Here is a 21,001-nt window from a genome sequence, read left to right as displayed (position 1 = left end):
TTTTTCGTAATTCATCACACGCCGAAAAGCCGAAATCCGGGCTCGGATTTCGGTTTTGTTTCTATAAAAGAAACCGTTGTTCCTCCAACATTGCCAAATACAGCTCATCTCCAAAGAGAAAATCTTAAAAGCATTATTTTTTTAATGCATAATAATTATCCAAATTGAATTTCGACATAATGAAAGTTCCTGTTGGCGTTAAAAGTTGTGACATAGATTGTATGACCTGCGGTAATTTCGCTGGCTCAATAGGATGTGATAACAAAATGTACTGGAATTTTTCATCTGTAAATACCTCATGTAACTTGTCATACTCAGCAGAAGTTGTAGGAGCTACCCTATTTGCAAGAGCTGCTGCTTTTTCATTAATTTCTGCTCCAAATATGGAAACTGCCGGGTAACGCCTTTTCATTTCTAATAAAGTTGCACCACATCCAGCTCCTATATGAAGAATATTCACTTTATCAGGCGCAAATCGATCTACAATTGCTAGTAAATCATAATGAATGTATAAACTTTCACCATAAAACCCCCATTTTTCATACAATTTTATATTATTTTCATGTAAAACTACAGAAAATTTCATACTATCTTCTTTCCATGAGACACTTCCGTAGTGATGAATAAATGTATCTTTACATAAATACAGTTTATATCCTTTTTCAAACATTCTTAGTGACAAATCATCATCTTCATAATTCCCCGGTGTAAATCGTTCATCTAATAATCCAACTTCATCTAACACTGATTTTTTTATAAGCATACAGAATCCGATTAATTTCATACGTTCTTCCCATTTATTTTTATCACTTTGATTATATAAAGTTGCAAACTTCTGCATTCCTTCAATATCTTTATAAAAGGTTGGTATAGCAGTATAGTAAGCGGCATTATTAGTTATGGGCCCTACCGCTCCAGTATCCTTACTTTCATATAAACACCGAATTAAATTGCTTAGCCAATTTTCAGTTACGACCACATCATTATTCAATAATAGAATATTGTCACCTTTTGCCTCTTTAATTCCCTGATTGCATCCCTTTGGAAAACCCATATTCTCCGCATTTTCCACTAGCATAATATCCGATTGTTTTTGTAACCATTCTACAGTACCATCTGTTGACGCGTTGTCCACAACTATTAACTCATACTCTTGTTCCACTGTATAAGTTCTAATACTTTGGATGCATTCTTTTGTATACTGTAATTGATTATGAGTCAATATAATTATACTTGTGAGCATGAATCAAACTCCTCTCAGCAGCCAAAATGATTATCTAGTATTATTAAATATTATTTTTCCGATAAACTATCAAAATATTTTCTATTATATTCAATGCTCGGATTATTAGGTATGAACAGTGCAGCTTGTTCGTTATGATAAATTGCCTTTTCATATTCTTTTATTCGATCATAACAAATACATAGTTGAATATGCGGCAACCATGTATGACACTCTTCTCGGACAAACGGCGAATCCTTTGGTCGTGGCCCGTCAATTGCTGCATGGTACCAATATATCGCTTTAGAATATTCCCCTTGTTGCAAAAATACACGTCCTAAGTGGCAACAAAGTTCTCCTCTAGGCGTGTCATACGTAAATGATTGCAAACAAGACTGTATAGATTTTTTTAAGTCCCCCAATTCTAAATAACATTCGGCTCTTTTTAAACATGCTTGAATGTTATCTTCAACCCAACCCTTTTCTTCATCTAAAAACCTAGAATACCCCTTAACAGCCTTATCAAATAATCTGTGATCCTTACATTCATTTGCATAATAGTACACATCGCGGGGGCTAAACTCTTTTCCACTCTCAAGATGTTTTTCATATATTTTCAAATTACGATTAGTATATGCTTTTTCCTTTTTATGACTTACCCCTACGTCACTATTTATAAGATTTCCATACACCTCTAAATATTCATGAACAAATCCATACCATTGAAAATTTTTACTTCTGTTGACTAATCGATATCTCCTTAAAGAATGTGTTGGATTTCCTTCTATATCAAAAGTTAAATAATATTTCATAGATACTGCATCCGTACTACGATCTAACGTATGTTTTAACTGCAACAATTTCTTTATATCTTCCGTATCTATTATGTCATCTGCGTCTAGCCAAAGAATATATTCTTTTGTAGCTTTAGAAAACGCAAAGTTTCGTGCCGCTGAAAAATCTTCAATCCATTGAAAATCATAAACTTTCGCGTCGTACTTCTTCACAATTTCTTTTGTAGCATCTGTGGAACCTGTATCTACAATAATAATTTCATCCACAACACTTTTAACCGATTCTAAGCATTTTGATATAGTTTGTTCTTCATCTTTTACAATCATGCATAAACTAATAGTAATGGAGTTTTCCATCATATCCCCCCTATCCTTTTGATGTATATGTTTGGAGAGAAATTTATATTTCTTTTGCTTCAAAATTGAGTTTTCATTTTACAAAAGAAACATAATGAGGCGGTGCAGTGAAATTGGATAGGGGAATTTCACTCGAAGATTGCAAATCAATGAAAAAAACCGAAGCCTGAACAAGACTTCGGTTCTTTATATAGAGAATACATAATTTCGATTCCTTTTTACTCCGCACCTTCCGCGGTCGCAATATCATTCTCTAAGTTTTCTCTTGATAATTCCGCCGCCATAAAATCAGCTGTTTCAGGAAGTGCTAAATGCATATGAGCTTTTTGACAAATTTGGATCGTACAGTTTTCTACAACATAGTCGAAAACATGTCCTCCTCCGCTTCTTTCATCATCAATATAATGTAAGTGGAAACCAGCTACACCAATACCTTGCGCATAATCTGGTGTCCAAAATCCAGCTAGCGTACCTTCTGTATCTTTAAACGAAAAAATCGGTTGTGATTTCGTCACTTCAACGAGCGGCGTATACGGTTTTTCTTGTCTTGGAACAGTTCTCGTTCTAACTTCACGGAACGTTCCATCCATTCGAATACCATAAAATAAGTTTTTACTTGGCATTAACTCATGTAATAATGCTTCCACTTCTTCACGATTCATCGGATGCTCTACCGTATAACTCATTTCTTTTTCAAAAAACGTTACAGTCGCAAAAGGTGTTGTTTCTTCCGGTTCTACTTTTTCCGCTGAACCGTCTGAACGTAAATGGTAAAACTCATTATCAAACGCAATCATTTCACCATCTAATTGATCAAATGTACCGATGCCAAAATCGCCACGTTCTTTCAGTTCCTCAAAGTTAATAACACCATCGTATATACCATCTAATAGCGCAAGCATTGTAGATGTTTGATATACTTCATTACTCATTTTCGTTCTTTTTGCATCAATATCAATTAATTGCGCAACAGTCATCTCACTCATGCCCCCATCAGTTTAATTGGTTTGGTAATAATTTTTCGCTTAATTTAATGTTGTCACGGTAGTCAATTGGAATATCAATAATGACAGGACCTTCTGCTTCTAACGCTTCTCTCAATACACCTTCTAATTCGTCTGGTGTATTGACACGAAGACCTATTGCTCCAAAACTTTCTGCATATTTCACAAGATCAACATCGCCAAACTCTGTAGCTGATGTTCTACCGTATTTCATCATTTGTTGGAACGCAACCATATCATATGTACCGTCTCTCCAAACGAGATGTACAACCGGTGCATTTAAACGTACCGCTGTTTCTAACTCCATCGAAGAGAATAAGAAACCACCATCACCTGACACTGAAACAACTTTTTTACCCGGCTCAACTAAAGTAGCAGCAATTGCCCAAGGAAGTGCAACACCTAACGTTTGCATACCGTTACTAAATAATAGTCTACGTGGTTCATAAGAACGGAAACATCTCGCCATCCAAATAGAATGGGAACCGATGTCACATGTAACGGTTGTATCGTCACTAATTAAAGAACGAAGTGTACGAATGACTTGAAGTGGATGCGTAACACCTTCTGAAGCACGATTTGGAACTTCTGCTTGCTCTGATAATTTCGAGCGTAATCGTTCTAAAACTGCTTCAGATTTCGTATTTAATACAAGCTTCGGTAATTTCTCCGCAATGCTATTTACAGTTAAAGCGATATCGCCAATTAATTCACGCTCTGGTTGGTAATCATGGTCGATATCTGCTTGGTGATCATCAAGGTGAATAATTGTTCTATCGCCAAGTTTATTCCAGAATTTCGGATCATACTCAATTGGGTCATAGCCGATAGATAAAACAAAATCCGCTTCTTCTAGTAAAATATCACCTGGTTGGTTACGGAATAATCCAACGCGGCCGAAGAAATGATCTTCTAACTCACGTGAAATTGCACCAGCTGCTTGATACGTTTCAACAACAGGAAGTTCTGTACCAGCAATTAACTCACGAACTGCTTTCGTTACTTCATTGGTGCTTGCTCTCATACCGAGTAAAATAACTGGTAATTTTGCTGATTTTATTTTTTCTACTACGTATTCAATATGATTTGTGGGAGCGATTCCAAGCTGTGGCTTAGAAAGCGCACCGATAGATTCTACTGTCGTTTCCGCAGTCATAACGTCTTGCGGAAGACTTACAAGTGTTGCTCCTGGATTTGTAGAAGTAGCACTTCGAAATGCATTAGTAAGTGCTTCTGGTACATTATCAGGATGCTCGACTTCTACGCTATATTTAGTGATTGGTTCGAATAATGCAGCATTATCCATAGATTGATGCGTACGTTTTAATCGATCTGTACGCGGAACTGCACCAGCTAAAGCAACAACGGGATCACTCTCCGCATTCGCAGTAACAAGACCTGTCGCTAAATTTGATGTCCCTGGTCCTGAAGTTACAAGGCATACGCCCGGTTTCCCTGTTAATCTACCAATGGCAGCTGCCATAAATGCTGCATTTTGTTCATGACGACAAACAATTAACTCTGGTCCTCTTTCTTGCAGTACATCAAATACAGAATCAATCTTCGCTCCTGGAATACCGAAAACATGTGTAACACCTTGTTTAATTAAACAATCAACAACAAGATCTGCTCCTCTTGTTTTTGTTTTCACGTCGTTTGCTTTTACACCTGTACTCAAACTAATCATCCCTTTATTTCATAATGTGTGTAATAAAGATTTTAATTTCACCTGATTAATTAATATGGTGAAGTATTGTTTATCATTATATTACAAATGCATTATTTTTCCAACGATATGAATTTGACAGTTTTTTGACAACCTCTAAGGAATACGCTTACAACCCTTTGTTTATCCTAAAATAATATTTTTATATCTCCTCTAAAAATGCACGAAAAAATTCCATCTAATCACAGTATTAATAAGATTATAGTACCTTGCAAAGAACACTACTAAATGATATATTTGTAAATATTGGAATACCCAGTAATTGGAACGCACCTTATAATTCGTATCCCCCTTTTCAAAAGATAGGATTCTCAGCTGTAATTCATCATTTTATAAAGGAAAGTGATTGTTATGAACAAAAGTGAATTTTTGGAACAACTTAGTTCTTCCCTGCGGAATATGCCTAGTTTAGAAAAGAAAGATATTATTTCAGAGTATGAAACTCATTTTATCAGTGCTAAACAGGATGGGAAATCTGAAGAAGAAATTTCTAGGAAACTAGGAGACCCTAAAACTATTGCTAAAGAACTTAATGTTTCCTATGCAATACAAAACGCGGACAATAAACGAAGCTTCAAAAATATGATAACCGCACTATTTTCTGTTATGAGCTTAAGTTTTTTAAACTTTATATTTATCATTATCGCCTTTTTCTTATTACTCTTTCTATTACCGATTCTTCTAGCACTTATAATTGCCACTCCATTCTTAATCATTTCACCTATTTTATTAATAGGGTTAGGATTTTTTAACGGGTTTCATCAAATCAGTTATTCCAATGTCTATAATGTATTCATAGCTTTTTGCATCGGCTTACTCATATTCGTAATATCTTACCAAATGATAAAACATGTATACTCACTTTTAGTAAAGTATTTAAAATGGAATTTAGCCGTTTTACAAAGATACTAATGAATGAAAAAGGAGATTAAAATGAAGAAATATACTTTATATTCACTCATGTTACTTACAATTTTATTTCTATCAGCTTGTTCAAACAGTGCACAACCTAAGGAAGAAAACGATGTGCAATCTATTAAAGATGTAACGATAAAAATTCCAGAAACTATATTCACTTCCTCAAAAAAGAATGAAACGATTAACGAAAACGAAATGAAACAAAATATAAAAACTTATTTAGATTATAGCGGAGAGTTAGACGAAAACATCGTTCCACTTTCATCATCTATGTCTGACGAGAATGTCACGGAATCCGACCGAGAGAAATTAAAGCAACTAGTAGATTTAGCGCAACAAAATGATGCGAATTTCCATGATTTTATTAGTAACAATACGATCCCTGATGATTACAAAAAACCTTCGAAAGAAATGTATGAATTCATTTCAGCATCTACGGCACTTTCAGTAGAACTAGAGCACGAATTAGACAAACTCGCGCAAGATGGTAACTTATTCAAAACTGATTTTTCTTTTACAAAACGCTTTGAGAAAGTTAATGGTAGGAAGCAAAAAGAAATTGAAAAGTTTTTGAAAGAAAAAAATATTAGAACTGAGTATTTCAACAAGTAATTATATATGTAAAAGAGAAATTGAAAGATACATCATATATCCCCTTCAAAACAGTCACTAACACATGGCTATTTTGAAGGGGATTTTTTTGTGGAAGGACTATCAAATTTCCTACACAAAAAAACGCCCCCATACTAGGAGCGTCTTCTATCATTACGCTTGTTGCGCGCTATATAATTCTTCAAGTGGCTTCATGATAATTTTGTTAACGTCAGTGATAACGATGTTTAAACGTTGCTCAGTTTCCATTAACTTTGTGATTTTTGCATCTTGTTGAATGCGAGCTACAACTTCTTGTGCTTTTTGGTTGTCTTCTTCAGTGATTTCTTGGCCTTGCATCATTTTTTGTTGTAAGCCAAGTTGCATCGCGCGGAACTCTTCGAATAAGTTCTTTGACTCTGCATCTCCTTGTACTGCTGCGTAGCTTGCTTTTAATGTTTGGAAATCTTCGTTTTCAGCGATTGTTTTTTGTAATTCATATGCAACATCATGAATGTTTTTAGTCATTTTATTTTTCCTCCTTTAGAAGGCTAGCGCTTTTCGCTCGCACTGCCTTTTAAGTGCATTTACATACGCACCTCTTCCTACCATATCAAACTATGCAAGAGATGGGAAGAAATTTCACTTTTATTTCTATGCACCCATCTTTATTACTTAAGGAACAAGAGTAACAACCCTTGAATAAATCCAATTGTTCCTCCTAATAACGCCCCTAAATATGTAATCATTTTTAACTCATTTTTTGTAATGGACAATACGAGATCTTCTAGTCTCTCTGTTGAAAATGTAGATACTTCTTGCTGGACAATTTCCGCAAGCTGTAGATTTCCCAATATACTTCCCACATTTTCTGTCCCCCACTTCAAGCCTTTCTCTACTGCGCTAGGGACCACTTTTCCAACGATTGTTTCTCGCACTGGCTCACATACTTGCTGAACAGACTGATTTAAAAATCTACTCACTGTTTCCTCTACTTTAACCGCTGACAATATGGAGTTCACAATCATTTCTTTCTCTACGAACGTTTCTAATTCTTTTACGTCTCTTCCTTTTAACTTTTCCCACTCTTTTTGCAGTACATCAGTTAACAGACGCTCTGTTCCATCTTGTCCTAAAAACTTAATGACTTCCGGCTGCACGCGATCAACTAAACTTACATTCCCTAAAAACATACCAACTAAGTTAAGCAGCGTTCCCCTGGAAGCGAAAAAGTCATCAATCATTTTTGAAAGGCGTTCCTTTCCTTCTTCACTTTCCAAAAAGCTAATTCCTCTTTTTAAAATAAAAGATGCTACATTCGGAATCGCATTCTCTACTTTTTCATGAACAGAATGAGGTAACGCCTGTTCCCATGTATATGTATAGTACTCTGCTAAAAATGCATGAATTTTTTCTGTAATAACATGTTCGATTTTCCCGATCGCCTCTTCTTCTACATGTTCTAAATTCCATTTTTCTAACATATCTCGTAACGACTGTTCATTTGTAATTACTTTATCAACTTCCACTTGTGTCCAGCGAATTAAACTGGTTTGAAAATCTTTATTTGTTAGTTTTTTTCCGATTCCTTCTGGTGTTAACAAATGGTCTACAACCATTTTACCTAATTGAACAGCAAGCTCATCGCGGCGCTTCGGAATTAACCCTGGCGTAAATGGAACCTGAAACTTCCCAATATAAATCGGACGATGAGGACGAAATAACATTTTTATCGCTAAATGATTTGTGTATCCTCCAATAATTGCCCCGAGCCCTGTCGTCATTAACATATTTAACCATATATTCATCACAATCAACCTTTCACTTCTCCAAAACTATAGCATATCATCATACGGACAAAAGTATAATGGTATAAAAACGTATTTGCAATATATAGCTTCGCCTATAATGCAAACATCTTATTACTAAAGGAGTGATTTCGTTGGTTCTTGGTCTTTTAACTTCCGGGCTCCATCACGAGCAAACGTATTACACCGAAATCGCTAAGCGAGCTCGTCTTTATCATAACGTCGTTGCCCAATTCACACCGTTTAGCATTGATTCAAAGACAGATCTTGTTTCTGGTCTTATTTACGATACAGATACAGGAAATTGGATAGATCAAACCTTTCCCATTCCTTCATATATATATGATCGTTGTCATTTCAAAGAGGATGAGGAATTCCAACAAGCAAATGCGATTATTCATTCATTACACAAACGTTCTTCCACTACCTTTTTAAACAACACACTTATTAACCCAAGCGATTTACACAATCTTTTTCTTACTAATAAACGTCTTTCCCCTTACGTACCAAAAATAATAAAAGGAACAGTACAAGGAATTTTTAAATTACTACTAGAAACAAGAGATATTATTATAAGACCAATCAATATACACTCCAATGAAAATTTATATCGGGCCACTTACAAAAATAAAACATTTCATATCGATACAATAAATGAACAACATCATACTTCTACTCAATTCAAACGAACAGATAAATTTATATCATGGTGCAAATCGAACATACACTCATTCCGTTATATGATTCATCCAATGTTACAACCTCCAAATCAACTATCATATCCGATTCATATTCGAACCATTATGCAAAAAAATAAAGAACAGAATTGGAAAGTGCTCGGTCAATTTATACAAAAATCTTCATTCCCAGCACAATTTTTACTTTCAGCAACAGAACGTTCTATGTTACATCCATTTTCTAAAATTAAATATTTACTTTCTCCAACTGGCGTTCAATTATTAAAAGATGCTTTACATGATGTTGTAAATGAAGTGTTTAAAACACTCGATCAGTCCTATTCTTCATTATTTGAACTAGAGCTTTCTACCATTATGGATCAAAAAGGTGCCATTTGGCTTATGTACGTCAATACGATGCCATCTTACGATGTTTATACTAGGTACAACGACGAACTGGCTGAACAAATTTTTCATGGTCCATTAAAGTTTAGCCGATTTACACCATAACGAAAGGAGGAAATCCCCGTTGAAAGAGCACATATATACATTAAGTATTTCAGATGAGCATCCAAATAGTATTACTTTACCTTACGTTTTTTCTATTACACCACCAATTACATCCTTTTTCTTTGGCTTACGTTATATTACATGTGAGAATATTAAAATTCATTATTCATTCACGCGAGAAATTATTATTGGCGAACAGATTGCAGTCGATCTTTTACTACCGCATTCAGCAACAATCCATGCCTTCTTACACAATCAAACCATTGTTTTCGGCCCATTAATCGGGATTTTCACAACTGGCTTTAACGATGATTTTAATTCTCCTTTAGGAAGTCGTTCCATCTCTCTCAGTGAGTTATTAACACCACCATTCACATTGCAGCCATTTGTATTTGTCTTTGGCATTCAACATATAAACTGGGAAGAGGAAACAATTGAAGGGTACTTCTTTCAAGAAGGAAAATGGGTAAAAAACAAAGTCCCTTTACCAAATGTCATTTACGACCGATTACCAAATCGGCAAGCAGAAAATTACAAACCTATCGTAAGAGCAAAAAAACGTTTAGAAAGCGACTATGGGATTCCGTGGTTTAATCCGGGATTTTTCAATAAATGGGAAGTGCATCAACTTTTAATGAAAGAAGATTCAATTAAACCATTCTTACCAAATACAGAAGTATTTCAACATTTTGAACAAGTAGAACGACTTCTCGGTACGTATAAGTACATTTATATGAAACCAATACACGGTAGCTTCGGAAGAAATATTCATCAAATACTCTATTCTCAAACTGATAATTGCTACTATTGTCGTTATCGTGAAAATGAACAAAACAAACTAAGAAAGTATCAATCATTAGAAGCCCTTCTTAACCATGTGTTAAAAGGACATGATTTAAAAAAGTTTATCGTACAACAAGGTATCTCACTGCTCCGCTTCGAAGGGCAACCCGTCGATTTTCGCATTCATACAAATAAAAACCATTTTGGTAATTGGGTAGTCAGTGCAATCGTCGCAAAAATCGCCGGCAAAGGTAGCTTAACAACTCATGTAAATAGCGGCGGTGATACGAAATTACTTCAGGAACTATTTCCTGATTCAACAAAGCAAGTTCAAATTGAAAATAAACTAAAACAAACAGCCTTACAAATCAGTTATGCACTTGATGGGCAAGTAACCGGGAACATTGGAGAAATTGGTTTTGACATTGGTTTAGACACCACGGAAAACCCGTGGCTATTTGAAGCAAATTCTAAACCGGGGCGAACTGTATTCCAAGATGAAAAGTTAAAAGAACAAAGTGAACTTACGCGCCAATTATTTTATGAATATGCCATCTATTTAACTGAACACTCTTTGCGCGACACGAAAGAAAAAATGTCACAAATAAAATCAGTTCCTTCGTCACATACCGAAAACATCCCTTCCCCTATGATTAACTCACAAATACAAAAACAAAAACTTCCACCTCCTTCATAAGGTGGAAGTTTTTTATTTAAACGAGCTTCACTACAACTTCTGTTTCCACATTACATACTCCGCAATAAAAAACATGATTGCAATACTCCTGTGAATTATTATGTGTTAAACCGTCTACTGCACTTAATAATTCTTGATCCATATATGCACTGTAATCGTCTATGTAATCTACAGTTTTCCCATAATCTTGGAGTATACCTTGGCAATTTTGACAAGAATATGTTTGTAATTCTAGCGCGTTGCAAAGCGGGCAAATTCCCATCATGATTCCTCCATACGTTATCGTTTAAAAACAATTAAAAAGCCCTTTTTTTAGATTGAAGAGAGCATCTAGCCGTGCATAGACGCGGTCAGTTCCTTTTTCTGCCCCATCCTGGGTTAAAACAGAACTATGTAGTTGCTCCCGATTTAATTTTCATTTTACTAAGCTTTAATTTTTCTCACTTTAATTACATTTTCGTTTAAAAGCCTCTTTTTTAGATTAAAGAGAGCATCTAGCCGTGCATAGACGCGGTCAGTTCCTTTTTCTGCCCACCCTGGGTTAAAACAGAACTATGCAGTTGCTCCCGATTTAATTTTCATTTTACTAAACTGGAATTTGTCTCACTTTAACAAATCATAAGTTAAGTAAGCCAAGCTGGTTATACAAAGAAAAAAACGCATATGATTTCGCTCTTAGTTTAGCCTTCTTTCTTAAAAATACAACGATTACTCTTATTTCATAATTTACGAAATGATGAAATATTTTTTACAAAATTTACAAATTATTTTTTTGTATATCTTTCTAGGTAACATCCATACTATGAGTACAAACTTAATTACCGATGGATTAGCGCCAAACGGGGCGATAATCTGGTTCAAATCCAGCTAGTCCAACCAAAAAAATTTTTATAACTCTAAGGAGGATATATTCCTATGGCAAACCAAAGTTCTTACAATCAATTAGTAGTACCAGGTGCAACAGCAGCAATCGATCAAATGAAGTACGAAATCGCTCAAGAATTTGGTGTACAATTAGGAGCAGATTCTACGGCTCGCGCTAACGGTTCTGTTGGTGGAGAAATTACAAAACGTCTAGTTGCAATGGCTGAGCAAAGCCTTGGCGGATTCCAAAAATAAATATATATGGCAAAAAGGTCTCAAGGCATATGCCTTGAGACCTTCCTTAATTTATTGCAACATTTGTAAAAACTTCTTCGTTCGTTCTTCTTTTGGATTTGTAAATACATCTTCCGGTGTACCTTGTTCGACAACGACACCGCCATCCATGAAAATAACACGGTTCGCAATTTGATGAGCAAAGCGCATTTCATGCGTTACAATGACCATCGTCATTCCTTCTTTAGCAAGTTCTTTCATAACCTTTAAAACTTCTTGAACTAGCTCAGGATCAAGTGCTGACGTTGGCTCATCAAATAGTAAAACTTCCGGCTCCATCGCAAGCGCACGAGCGATTCCAACGCGCTGTTGTTGTCCACCTGATAATTGGAACGGATATAAGTCTACTTTATCCGCAAGACCAACTTTTTCAAGGAAATAGTTTGCTTTTTTCTTCGCTTCTTCTTTCCCCATCTTTTTCACTGTAACGAGCCCTTCCATTACATTGTGAATTGCTGTTAAATGCGGGAATAGATTATGGTGCTGGAATACCATACCTGTTTGCGTACGAAGATTTACAATATCTTTCTTCGATACTTTTTGAGAGAAATCGAGCTCTTTATTGCCGATGCGAATGTTACCAGCGTTCGGCGTTTCTAACACGTTGAGACAACGTAAGAATGTCGTCTTACCAGATCCAGATGGCCCGATAATAACAACCACTTCGCCCTTCTCAACTGATAAGTCTATATGTTTTAATACGGTATTATCTCCGAAACTTTTTTGTAAATGTTGAATTGAAATCATAAAAACAAAAACTCCTTTTATGAAAGGGTTATTTTAGAGTATAACGTTCTGAACGTTTTTCTAATATTTGTTGCACGATAGATAATAAGAAGCAAATTACCCAATAAATTAGACCTGCTTCAAAATAAACAATTAAAAACTCATAGTTCATTGCCGCAATTTCCTGCGCTTTTCGGAACATTTCTGTTACTAAAATTAACGACGCTAATGAAGTATCCTTCACTAAACTAATAAATGTATTCGAAAGCGGCGGAATTGATACGCGTGTTGCTTGTGGTAAAATAACACGTTTTAATGCTTGCGGGTATGTCATCCCAATTGTGTAAGCCGCTTCCCACTGTCCTTTCGGGATTGAAAGGATAGAAGCACGAATAATTTCAGATGCATATGCACCTACATTTAATGAAAATCCAATAACTGCTGCTGTATATGGCTCAACTTCAATATTAAGAGTTGGAAGACCATAGAAAATAATAAATAACTGTACAAGAAGTGGCGTTCCGCGAATGATAGATACATAGATACGAGCAATCCATTGTAAAATACGACTACCTGAAATACGTGCGAGCGCTGTTAACGTCGCAAGTATAATACCGATAATAAATGTAATAAGCGTTAACGGAATTGTCGTAAAGACAGCTTCCTTCAGCATAGGCGCGAAGGAAGTCTGCATAATATCTATCCAAGTAGACAATCGATCTGACATCAATGCGCTACTTAGATACATTTTCACCGAACCATTTTTTCGTTATTTTATCGTACGTACCATCTTTTTTCATATCTTCTAACGCTTTATTTACTTCTTGTACAAGTTTGTCGCTACCTTTACGGAATAAGAATCCACTTTGTGACGCTTCTTTTTCTGTATCTACAATTTTAATTTTTGCATCTTTTTTCGTTTCTAAATAGTTTAACACTGATAATTTATCATTGATTGTAAAATCAACGCGGCCAGAACTTAATAATTCTGCTGCTTGGCTAAATCCTTCTACACCTGTGATTTCCGCACCATTTTTCTTAGCAATATCTGCGTAGTTACTCGTTAAAGATTGCGCTGCTTTTAATCCTTTTACGTCAGCAAATGTAGCAGGTTTATCTTTATCTTTCGCAACAACTAATGCTGCTGAAGAAGAAATGTATGGACTAGAGAAGTCATATTTCTTTTGGCGATCTTCACGAATACCAACTTCGTTCGCAACCATGTCGAAACGTTTTGCATCTATTCCTGCAAGTAAGCTATCCCATTGTGTTTCTTTAAATACAGGCTTTACACCTAAACGTTTTGCAACTTCTTCTGCTAATTCAACGTCAAACCCAGTTAATTTATCGTTTGTATCGTGGAACGTAAATGGTGGATATGTACCTTCTGTACCAATTACAAGCTCACCGCTTTGTTTTATCTTCTGTAATGCATCTTGATTAGCTGTATCTTTTTTCTCTTCTTTACCGCAGCCCGCTACAATCCCAATCGCTAATGTAGTTACTGCAAGCACTGAAAATAATTTTTTCATGATAGTAGTCCTCCAAGTATTCTGATAGGAATTTAAAAACTATATTGATTGTATGCAATTTCGAACAATTTTTCAATGAAAATGTTCTTATTTAGTTTAACCTTTTTCTTCATAATCAAACAAAATGGAAAAATAGCGCTACATACAAAAAATAAGTAACATTTTTTAATATAGCATTTATAAAGAAAAAGGTAAAACAATACCTACTTATTTATAAGTTTTTCAGCCGGTGAAATATATTAACTTCTAAGCGGACAATCCGATCAAAAAAGAACTTGCGAAAATCGCAAGTTCTTCTAAAAATTAAGCACTCTGGTTTCCTTCCATTTGCGTTTTATACATATCGTAATAACGCCCGCGCTTTTTCATTAATTCATCATGGGAACCTTTTTCCAAAATCGTTCCTCTATCAAGCACAATAATTTGATCAGCGCTCTTAATTGTTGAAAGACGATGAGCGATAATAAACGTCGTTCGTCCTTTCTTCACAACTTCTAGCGCTTGTTGAATCATCGCTTCTGTTTCTGTATCAATACTGGAAGTCGCTTCATCTAAAATTAAAATAGCAGGATCAAAAGCAAGTGCCCTAGCAAACGATATAAGCTGACGTTCTCCGGTTGAAAGTGTACTTCCTTTCTCCGTAATTTTTTCATCTATATTGTTCGCAAACCTTTCCGCACCAACATCACGTAACGCCTTCACGATGCGATCTTTTGAAATTTTTTCATTTTCTAAGCTTACATTGGATGCCACTGTCCCGCTAAATAAAAACGGATCTTGCAATACAATTCCCATATGTTCACGTGTTGCTTGTTTCGGCATCTCTGTTACATCATGACCATCAATCGTAAGCTTCCCTTTTTGAAATTCATAAAACTGAAAGAGCACATTCATAATGGAACTTTTTCCTGATCCAGTATGACCGACAAGTGCCACTGTCTCCCCTTGTTTCGCTTCAAAAGAAATATTTTTTAATACTTCATCTTTTCCATTGTAAGAAAACGAAACATTATCGAATTTCACATTTCCGGTTAAGCGAGGCATACGTTCTTCTTCTACTGCCTCTCCCTTTTCCTCTAGCAATTCAAAGACGCGCTCTGATGCAACACGCGATTGCTCTAAGTTAGCAAGTTGGTTCACCATGTTCGTAATTGGCGAGAACAATCTCGTTAAATAATCGACGAAAGCATACAGTATCCCTAGAGAAAGGAGGCCAGAAGCACTTAATGAAGCACCACCGAAATACCAAATTACACCTGTAAAAGCGATGTTTCTTAATACAGACACTAAATTATGCGAAGTTGCTGCATTTAAATTTAAAATTTTATTTTGATATTTAAAATAATCACCATTTAACTCTTCAAATTCCTTCTTCGTTTCATGTTCTTGACGAAATGCTTGAATAATTGGCATCCCTTGAATTGATTCATTCACTGTTCCGTTAATATCCGATAAACGCGAACGCATTTTATGATTGTATACAGACGCATACTTTCTATACATAATCGCCCAAACAATTAAAATTGGGATGATGAGTAAGCATAGTGCCGCCAGTTTTACATCAAGTAAAAATAGCGCAGCGAAAATCCCGATAATATAGATGATACTAGAGACGAATGTCGCAAGCACTGTTACATATAAATCACGAATCGCTTCTGTATCATTCGTTACACGCGAAACAATTTTCCCTGCTGGTAAATGGTCAAAATAACGAATTGGCAACGTTTGAATATGAGAAAAGACGTCTTCCCTCATAATTTGAATAATCTTGTTTGCCGCCTTCTGTAAGAAGAACTGCTTTCCGTATGCAAATAATGATACGACTACTAATAAAGCGAAATATCCACCGCCAAGTAGTAATAACCTATTTATTTCTGGTTTATAAAACGCAAATACTTCTTCTTTCGTTAAGGCTTTCGATTTATACACTTGCACTGCCTTACCACTTTGTACTGTAAGCACATCACCCTTAACAGAACGAGTTCCTTCAAGCGTTATTTTATTCGGTACAAAATAGTACTGAAAACCAACTTGAATCACTCGGACTTCTTTCCCTTTTTGCTCACCTTGTTCAAAGCGATCACTTCGCTTATAAAAGGCGCCATTATATGAAACAGCATCCTCACTCTTTTCTGTTTCATACCAGGGTCTCTCTATTCCAACGATATGCTCATCGATCATCGTTTTTGCGACGAAAGGACCCGCGAGTTCTGCAATAACGAAAACAAATAGCATCGCCATCGCTGCAAAAATCGGCCCTTTTACTTTCATCGCGTATTGAAACAATCGTTTTGAAACACTCATATTTTCACCCCACTATCCGTACTTTCACTTTCACCTTGTTGTCTTTCGAACTGCTCTGCATACCAGCCCCCATTTCGAACGAGCGCTTCATGCGAACCTTCTTCAATAACCTCACCGTTATCCATAACGAGAATCCAATCAGCATGCTGCACTGCTGACAAACGATGCGTTGTTATAATCGTCGTCTTCCCGCTTCTTTCTGTTCGTATGTTTTCAATAATTGCCGCTTCAGTACGAGCATCAACAGCTGATAAAGAATCGTCCAAAATTAAAATTTCCGGATTTTGAATAACAGCCCTCGCAATCGAAATCCTTTGCTTTTGCCCACCTGATAAAGAAACACCTTTCTCTCCAACGAGCGTTTCTAAACCTTCCGGTAAAAACTCTAAATCCTTTTTAAACGCAGCTATTTCAATCGCTTTTTCAAGTTCTTCTTCAGTCGCTTCTCTATTTCCGAATAAAATATTTTCCTTCGCTGTTTTTGAGAACAAAATGTGTTCCTGAGGTACATACCCAATCCAGCCAAGTACGTTATCATTCGTAATTTTATCTAGCTTCACATCAGAAACCGCAATATCCCCTTCCCCAAGTGGATATTGACGAAGAAGCTGACGAACGAGCGTCGTTTTCCCGCTTCCTGTTTTCCCAACAACTCCAAGTGTCTCTCCTTGTTTTAATGAGAATGAAACATTTTTTAAATTTGTTTCAATTGATGAAGGATATGAAAAAGTAACATTATCAAATTGAATGTAATCTGGCTCTTGTACAACCTTTGGATCTTTCGGATTCTTTACATCCGGTTCATAAGCTAACGTTTCATTTACACGGTCGAGCGACGCATTTCCTCTTTGCATAACATTAATCAATTCACCAATTGCAAACATCGGCCAAATCATCATCCCTAAATAGACGTTAAAAGAAACGAGCTCACCAAGTGTCACCTTTGATTGGAATACGAGATATGCACCGTACACTAAACCAATTAAATAACTAAGACCGACGAGCATTTTTACAGTTGGCTGGAATAATGCATCGATTCTTGCTACTCTCATATTTTTCTCGTATACGTCATCTCCTAAATGATGAAACCTTTCTTGATCAGCGTTCTCCTGTACATACGCACGAATAACGCGTACACCCGCAATTGATTCAAGTACTTTATCGTTCATATCCCCGAACGCATCTTGCGCGACTGTAAATCTTTCATGCAACTTCTTTCCGTATCTATTCATCGCATATGCCATAATCGGAAGCGGTATAAGCGCAGCAAATGTTAACTGCCAACTAATTGAGAAGCCCATCATACAAACGATTGTAAGCATATATAGACTAGAATCAACGAGCGTTAATATACCAAAACCAGCTGTCATGGAGATTGCTTTTAAATCATTTGTCGCTCTCGCCATTAAATCGCCAGTACGATTTTTTTGATAAAACGTCGGTGTCATCTTAAGTAAATGCCCCATAAATTTTGAACGCATCGTTTTCTCAAGTACGAACGCACCGCCAAATAGTTGGTGCTGCCAAATGAAAGTAAGTACATACCCACCAATCGTTACCCCAAGTAAAATAAGAATATATTGCATAATCGCCTCATTCGTTAAGGCTCCCGTTTTAATATTATCAATTGTAATCCCTAACACTTTCGGTGGAATTACCTCTATCACGTTTACAATTAAAAGTACCCCAATTGCAATACTATACCTTTTCCAATGCTCTCTAAAAAACCAGCTTAACTTTAGTAATACTGAAAACAATATAACCTCTCCTTTCTCTTTCTCGTTTGATTCACATTTCTTTATCCGCTATCCAAACCCATCACATTTACATTTCGTAAGCCATACAATTTCATCACATTTTTCCACCTTCCAAATTCTGATTTTTTATAGTAACGAGGAAAATAAACAAAAAAAAGCATACCGCCGCTTGACGATATGCAAAAGAATGCATAAAAGCGTACGTTACGATATACGCAACGTACGCTTCTCATAAGACAAAAAGGTCCTATATATCCGCACGGGTTGCGTAATGATATGAATGTTTTCCGCCATTTAACAGAGCTAAGCCCATTACATTTACGATTACAATCATTACGCACACCCCCTTCATTTATTTTCCATTTATAATCTTACAACTTTATTGAGTATTCTGTCAATTGTTTTTTTCGCTTTAGAATAAAATCATCTTTTATCACAAAAAATGAAAGTGATGCATTCTACTTATAATTCAGTTTGAAATAAGAGAATCTTCTGTAAGAAAGGGCATACAAAATAAAAAAATAATAAGAAATCGTTTTCACAAACATTTCATTTGAAAAATATTATCAAACCACCTACAATCACCTTATACTCACTCTTACAAGTTGCTATTTTAGGAGGACTAATCATGACAACTAGCAATACGTACAAATTTTATTTAAACGGAGAATGGAGAGAAAGCTCTTCAGGTCAAACAATCGACATTCCATCTCCATACTTACACGAAGTAATTGGGCAAGTACAAGCAATTACTCAAGGAGAAGTGGATGAAGCAATTGCATCTGCAAAAGAAGCTCAAAAATCATGGGCTGAAGCTTCTCTACAAGATCGCGCAAAATATTTATATAAATGGGCTGATGAGCTCGTAAATATGCAAGATGAAATTGCCGATATCATTATGAAAGAAGTCGGTAAAGGATATAAAGATGCGAAAAAAGAAGTTGTTCGTACAGCTGACTTCATTCGTTACACTATTGAAGAAGCTCTTCATATGCACGGAGAAAGCATGATGGGCGATAGCTTCCCTGGCGGAACGAAATCTAAACTTGCGATTATCCAACGCGCACCACTTGGTGTTGTATTAGCAATCGCACCATTTAACTACCCAGTAAACTTATCTGCTGCAAAACTTGCACCAGCACTTATTATGGGTAACGCTGTTATCTTCAAACCAGCAACACAAGGTGCAATTAGCGGTGTTAAAATGGTTGAAGCACTTCATAAAGCTGGCCTTCCAAAAGGTCTTGTAAACGTAGCTACAGGACGCGGTTCTGTAATTGGTGACTACTTAGTAGAACATCCTGGCATCAATATGGTATCGTTCACAGGTGGTACAAACACAGGTAAGCACTTAGCGAAAAAAGCTGCAATGATTCCACTTGTATTAGAACTTGGTGGTAAAGACCCTGGTATCGTTCGTGAAGATGCTGACTTACAAGATGCTGCAAATCATATCGTAAGCGGTGCATTCTCTTACTCTGGTCAACGTTGTACAGCTATTAAACGTGTACTTGTACACGAAAATGTAGCAGACGAGCTTGTTGACTTATTAAAAGAGCAAGTAGCTAAATTATCAGTTGGATCTCCAGAACAAGACAGCACAATCGTCCCATTAATCGACGACAAATCTGCTGACTTCGTTCAAGGCTTAGTTGATGATGCTGTAGAAAAAGGTGCAACAATCGTTATCGGTAACAAACGTGAGCGCAACTTAATTTACCCAACATTAATTGACAACGTAACAGAAGAAATGAAAGTTGCTTGGGAAGAGCCATTCGGCCCAATCCTTCCAATCATCCGTGTTTCTTCTGATGAACAAGCGATTGAAATTGCTAACAAATCAGAGTTCGGTCTGCAAGCAAGTGTCTTCACAAAAGACATTAACAAAGCGTTTGCAATTGCTAACAAAATCGACACTGGTTCTGTTCAAATTAACGGACGCACAGAGCGCGGTCCTGACCACTTCCCATTCATCGGTATAAAAGGTTCAGGTATGGGCGCACAAGGTATTCATAAGAGCCTTGAGTCTATGACACGTGAAAAAGTAACTGTATTAAACTTAGTTTAATCTTATATGTAGCAGCTGATCTAATATTTAGGTCAGCTGCTTTTTAGTTAAAACCCTCCAGGACCTAATAACGAATTCTTCTCTATAATCTGATTATTACTATATCCATTGACGTATAAAAATACATTTGTTACTCTTAAACATGTTAATTTAATACATAAATCCTCATTCGTATCTCGGTGAGGTAGAGGTTGCAGTCATTAAGAGTATCATTTCAGGAGATGTAGTGGCATTGATGAAGAAATGAGAAAGGAATGATTGCCGAAGTAAGTCGTGTCCACCATACACGCTTGCTGGGTCTGCATTTAATAAGTGCAGAACTGTCACAAACGTTTCGTTTGTGGAGAGCTATCGAGAGGTATGTCGTGG

At 36.2% G+C, this 21,001-nt stretch carries 18 protein-coding genes and 1 riboswitch; of the genes, 6 read left to right on the top strand and 12 right to left on the bottom strand.

Annotation, left to right across the window (positions count from 1 at the left end):
- Positions 1-133: 133 nt before the first annotated feature.
- The 4 genes from MHH59_RS04435 to alsS all read right to left on the bottom strand — a co-directional run bounded on the left by MHH59_RS04435 (position 134) and on the right by alsS (position 5,055).
- A complete protein-coding gene (locus MHH59_RS04435; RefSeq protein ID WP_087996581.1) occupies positions 134-1,243 on the bottom strand; it encodes a glycosyltransferase in 1,110 nt (369 codons plus the stop codon).
- 50 nt (positions 1,244-1,293) lie between these two features.
- On the bottom strand, positions 1,294-2,373 hold the full coding sequence (locus tag MHH59_RS04430; RefSeq protein ID WP_002125520.1) for a glycosyltransferase: 1,080 nt from the start codon (positions 2,371-2,373) through the stop codon (positions 1,294-1,296).
- A gap of 218 nt (positions 2,374-2,591) precedes the next feature.
- Positions 2,592-3,350 carry an alpha-acetolactate decarboxylase gene (gene alsD / locus MHH59_RS04425; RefSeq protein WP_002125519.1) on the bottom strand — a complete coding sequence of 253 codons (759 nt, stop codon included), beginning with the start codon at positions 3,348-3,350 and terminating at the stop codon, positions 2,592-2,594.
- Positions 3,351-3,366: 16 nt separating this feature from the next.
- Positions 3,367-5,055 carry an acetolactate synthase AlsS gene (gene alsS / locus MHH59_RS04420; protein WP_002166310.1) on the bottom strand — a complete coding sequence of 563 codons (1,689 nt, stop codon included), beginning with the start codon at positions 5,053-5,055 and terminating at the stop codon, positions 3,367-3,369.
- A gap of 399 nt (positions 5,056-5,454) precedes the next feature.
- On the opposite strand from alsS, the gene MHH59_RS04415 reads away from it, so the two are divergent.
- Together MHH59_RS04415 and MHH59_RS04410 are read left to right on the top strand one after the other, a co-directional pair.
- Positions 5,455-6,015, top strand: coding sequence for an HAAS signaling domain-containing protein (locus MHH59_RS04415; RefSeq protein WP_050000859.1), 561 nt, complete (start codon positions 5,455-5,457; stop codon positions 6,013-6,015).
- A 21-nt stretch (positions 6,016-6,036) separates the two neighbouring features.
- Complete coding sequence (locus tag MHH59_RS04410) at positions 6,037-6,633, top strand: NDxxF motif lipoprotein (RefSeq protein ID WP_340850868.1); 597 nt, start codon at positions 6,037-6,039, stop codon at positions 6,631-6,633.
- A 153-nt stretch (positions 6,634-6,786) separates the two neighbouring features.
- Here the strand turns inward: MHH59_RS04410 and MHH59_RS04405 are convergent, their stop codons facing one another.
- Both MHH59_RS04405 and MHH59_RS04400 read right to left on the bottom strand, forming a co-directional pair.
- Positions 6,787-7,140, bottom strand: coding sequence for a YlbF/YmcA family competence regulator (locus tag MHH59_RS04405; protein WP_002125511.1), 354 nt, complete (start codon positions 7,138-7,140; stop codon positions 6,787-6,789).
- Positions 7,141-7,283: 143 nt separating this feature from the next.
- The gene (locus tag MHH59_RS04400) at positions 7,284-8,429 is read right to left on the bottom strand and encodes a DUF445 domain-containing protein (protein WP_002125510.1); all 1,146 of its coding nucleotides are present in this window, start codon (positions 8,427-8,429) and stop codon (positions 7,284-7,286) included.
- Between the two features lie 125 nt (positions 8,430-8,554).
- Here MHH59_RS04400 and MHH59_RS04395 point away from each other — a divergent pair, with 125 nt between their 5' ends.
- Together MHH59_RS04395 and MHH59_RS04390 are read left to right on the top strand one after the other, a co-directional pair.
- On the top strand, positions 8,555-9,607 hold the full coding sequence (locus MHH59_RS04395; RefSeq protein WP_002010850.1) for a YheC/YheD family protein: 1,053 nt from the start codon (positions 8,555-8,557) through the stop codon (positions 9,605-9,607).
- 19 nt (positions 9,608-9,626) lie between these two features.
- Positions 9,627-11,087, top strand: coding sequence for a YheC/YheD family endospore coat-associated protein (locus MHH59_RS04390; protein WP_340850867.1), 1,461 nt, complete (start codon positions 9,627-9,629; stop codon positions 11,085-11,087).
- Between the two features lie 16 nt (positions 11,088-11,103).
- Here the strand turns inward: MHH59_RS04390 and MHH59_RS04385 are convergent, their stop codons facing one another.
- Positions 11,104-11,349 carry a hypothetical protein gene (locus MHH59_RS04385; protein ID WP_002186650.1) on the bottom strand — a complete coding sequence of 82 codons (246 nt, stop codon included), beginning with the start codon at positions 11,347-11,349 and terminating at the stop codon, positions 11,104-11,106.
- A gap of 653 nt (positions 11,350-12,002) precedes the next feature.
- Here MHH59_RS04385 and sasP point away from each other — a divergent pair.
- Complete coding sequence (sasP, locus tag MHH59_RS04380) at positions 12,003-12,206, top strand: small acid-soluble spore protein, SasP family (protein ID WP_000013349.1); 204 nt, start codon at positions 12,003-12,005, stop codon at positions 12,204-12,206.
- Between the two features lie 51 nt (positions 12,207-12,257).
- Here sasP and MHH59_RS04375 read toward each other — a convergent pair whose 3' ends face one another.
- The 5 genes from MHH59_RS04375 to MHH59_RS04355 form a co-directional block, all read right to left on the bottom strand.
- Entirely contained in the window at positions 12,258-12,992 is a 735-nt protein-coding gene (locus MHH59_RS04375) for an amino acid ABC transporter ATP-binding protein (protein ID WP_002010843.1), read from the bottom strand.
- 28 nt (positions 12,993-13,020) lie between these two features.
- Positions 13,021-13,719: an amino acid ABC transporter permease gene (locus MHH59_RS04370; RefSeq protein ID WP_033706449.1), complete on the bottom strand. Its 699-nt coding sequence runs from the start codon at positions 13,717-13,719 to the stop codon at positions 13,021-13,023.
- On the bottom strand, positions 13,706-14,503 hold the full coding sequence (locus MHH59_RS04365) for an amino acid ABC transporter substrate-binding protein (RefSeq protein ID WP_002010840.1): 798 nt from the start codon (positions 14,501-14,503) through the stop codon (positions 13,706-13,708). Before MHH59_RS04365 ends, MHH59_RS04370 begins: the two co-directional genes overlap by 14 nt.
- A 303-nt stretch (positions 14,504-14,806) precedes the next feature.
- A complete protein-coding gene (locus MHH59_RS04360; protein ID WP_002140515.1) occupies positions 14,807-16,807 on the bottom strand; it encodes an ABC transporter ATP-binding protein in 2,001 nt (666 codons plus the stop codon).
- Positions 16,804-18,564, bottom strand: a complete 1,761-nt coding sequence (locus MHH59_RS04355; RefSeq protein ID WP_002169080.1) for an ABC transporter ATP-binding protein — start codon at positions 18,562-18,564, stop codon at positions 16,804-16,806. Before MHH59_RS04355 ends, MHH59_RS04360 begins: the two co-directional genes overlap by 4 nt.
- Positions 18,565-19,192: 628 nt before the next feature.
- On the opposite strand from MHH59_RS04355, the gene gapN reads away from it, so the two are divergent.
- Entirely contained in the window at positions 19,193-20,632 is a 1,440-nt protein-coding gene (gene gapN / locus MHH59_RS04350) for an NADP-dependent glyceraldehyde-3-phosphate dehydrogenase (RefSeq protein ID WP_002125495.1), read from the top strand.
- A 177-nt stretch (positions 20,633-20,809) separates the two neighbouring features.
- A riboswitch (Lysine riboswitch) is annotated at positions 20,810-20,991 on the top strand.
- The last annotated feature ends 10 nt before the right edge of the window (positions 20,992-21,001 follow it).

The sequence above is a fragment of the Bacillus sp. FSL E2-0195 genome, assembly GCF_038003645.1.
Taxonomy (GTDB): Bacteria; Bacillota; Bacilli; order Bacillales; family Bacillaceae_G; genus Bacillus_A; species Bacillus_A mycoides.
The sequence above is the reverse complement of the archived record's forward strand: the minus strand, read 5'-3'. Positions and strand labels throughout refer to the sequence as shown.

Coding starts and splice junctions, on each gene's coding strand:
- MHH59_RS04435 (WP_087996581.1), bottom strand. CDS start 1,243: ATGCTCACAAGTATAATTATATTGACTCATAATCAATTACAGTATACA.
- MHH59_RS04430 (WP_002125520.1), bottom strand. CDS start 2,373: ATGGAAAACTCCATTACTATTAGTTTATGCATGATTGTAAAAGATGAA.
- alsD (WP_002125519.1), bottom strand. CDS start 3,350: ATGACTGTTGCGCAATTAATTGATATTGATGCAAAAAGAACGAAAATG.
- MHH59_RS04415 (WP_050000859.1), top strand. CDS start 5,455: ATGAACAAAAGTGAATTTTTGGAACAACTTAGTTCTTCCCTGCGGAAT.
- MHH59_RS04410 (WP_340850868.1), top strand. CDS start 6,037: ATGAAGAAATATACTTTATATTCACTCATGTTACTTACAATTTTATTT.
- MHH59_RS04405 (WP_002125511.1), bottom strand. CDS start 7,140: ATGACTAAAAACATTCATGATGTTGCATATGAATTACAAAAAACAATC.
- MHH59_RS04385 (WP_002186650.1), bottom strand. CDS start 11,349: ATGGGAATTTGCCCGCTTTGCAACGCGCTAGAATTACAAACATATTCT.
- sasP (WP_000013349.1), top strand. CDS start 12,003: ATGGCAAACCAAAGTTCTTACAATCAATTAGTAGTACCAGGTGCAACA.
- MHH59_RS04375 (WP_002010843.1), bottom strand. CDS start 12,992: ATGATTTCAATTCAACATTTACAAAAAAGTTTCGGAGATAATACCGTA.
- MHH59_RS04370 (WP_033706449.1), bottom strand. CDS start 13,719: ATGTATCTAAGTAGCGCATTGATGTCAGATCGATTGTCTACTTGGATA.
- MHH59_RS04365 (WP_002010840.1), bottom strand. CDS start 14,503: ATGAAAAAATTATTTTCAGTGCTTGCAGTAACTACATTAGCGATTGGG.
- MHH59_RS04360 (WP_002140515.1), bottom strand. CDS start 16,807: ATGAGTGTTTCAAAACGATTGTTTCAATACGCGATGAAAGTAAAAGGG.
- gapN (WP_002125495.1), top strand. CDS start 19,193: ATGACAACTAGCAATACGTACAAATTTTATTTAAACGGAGAATGGAGA.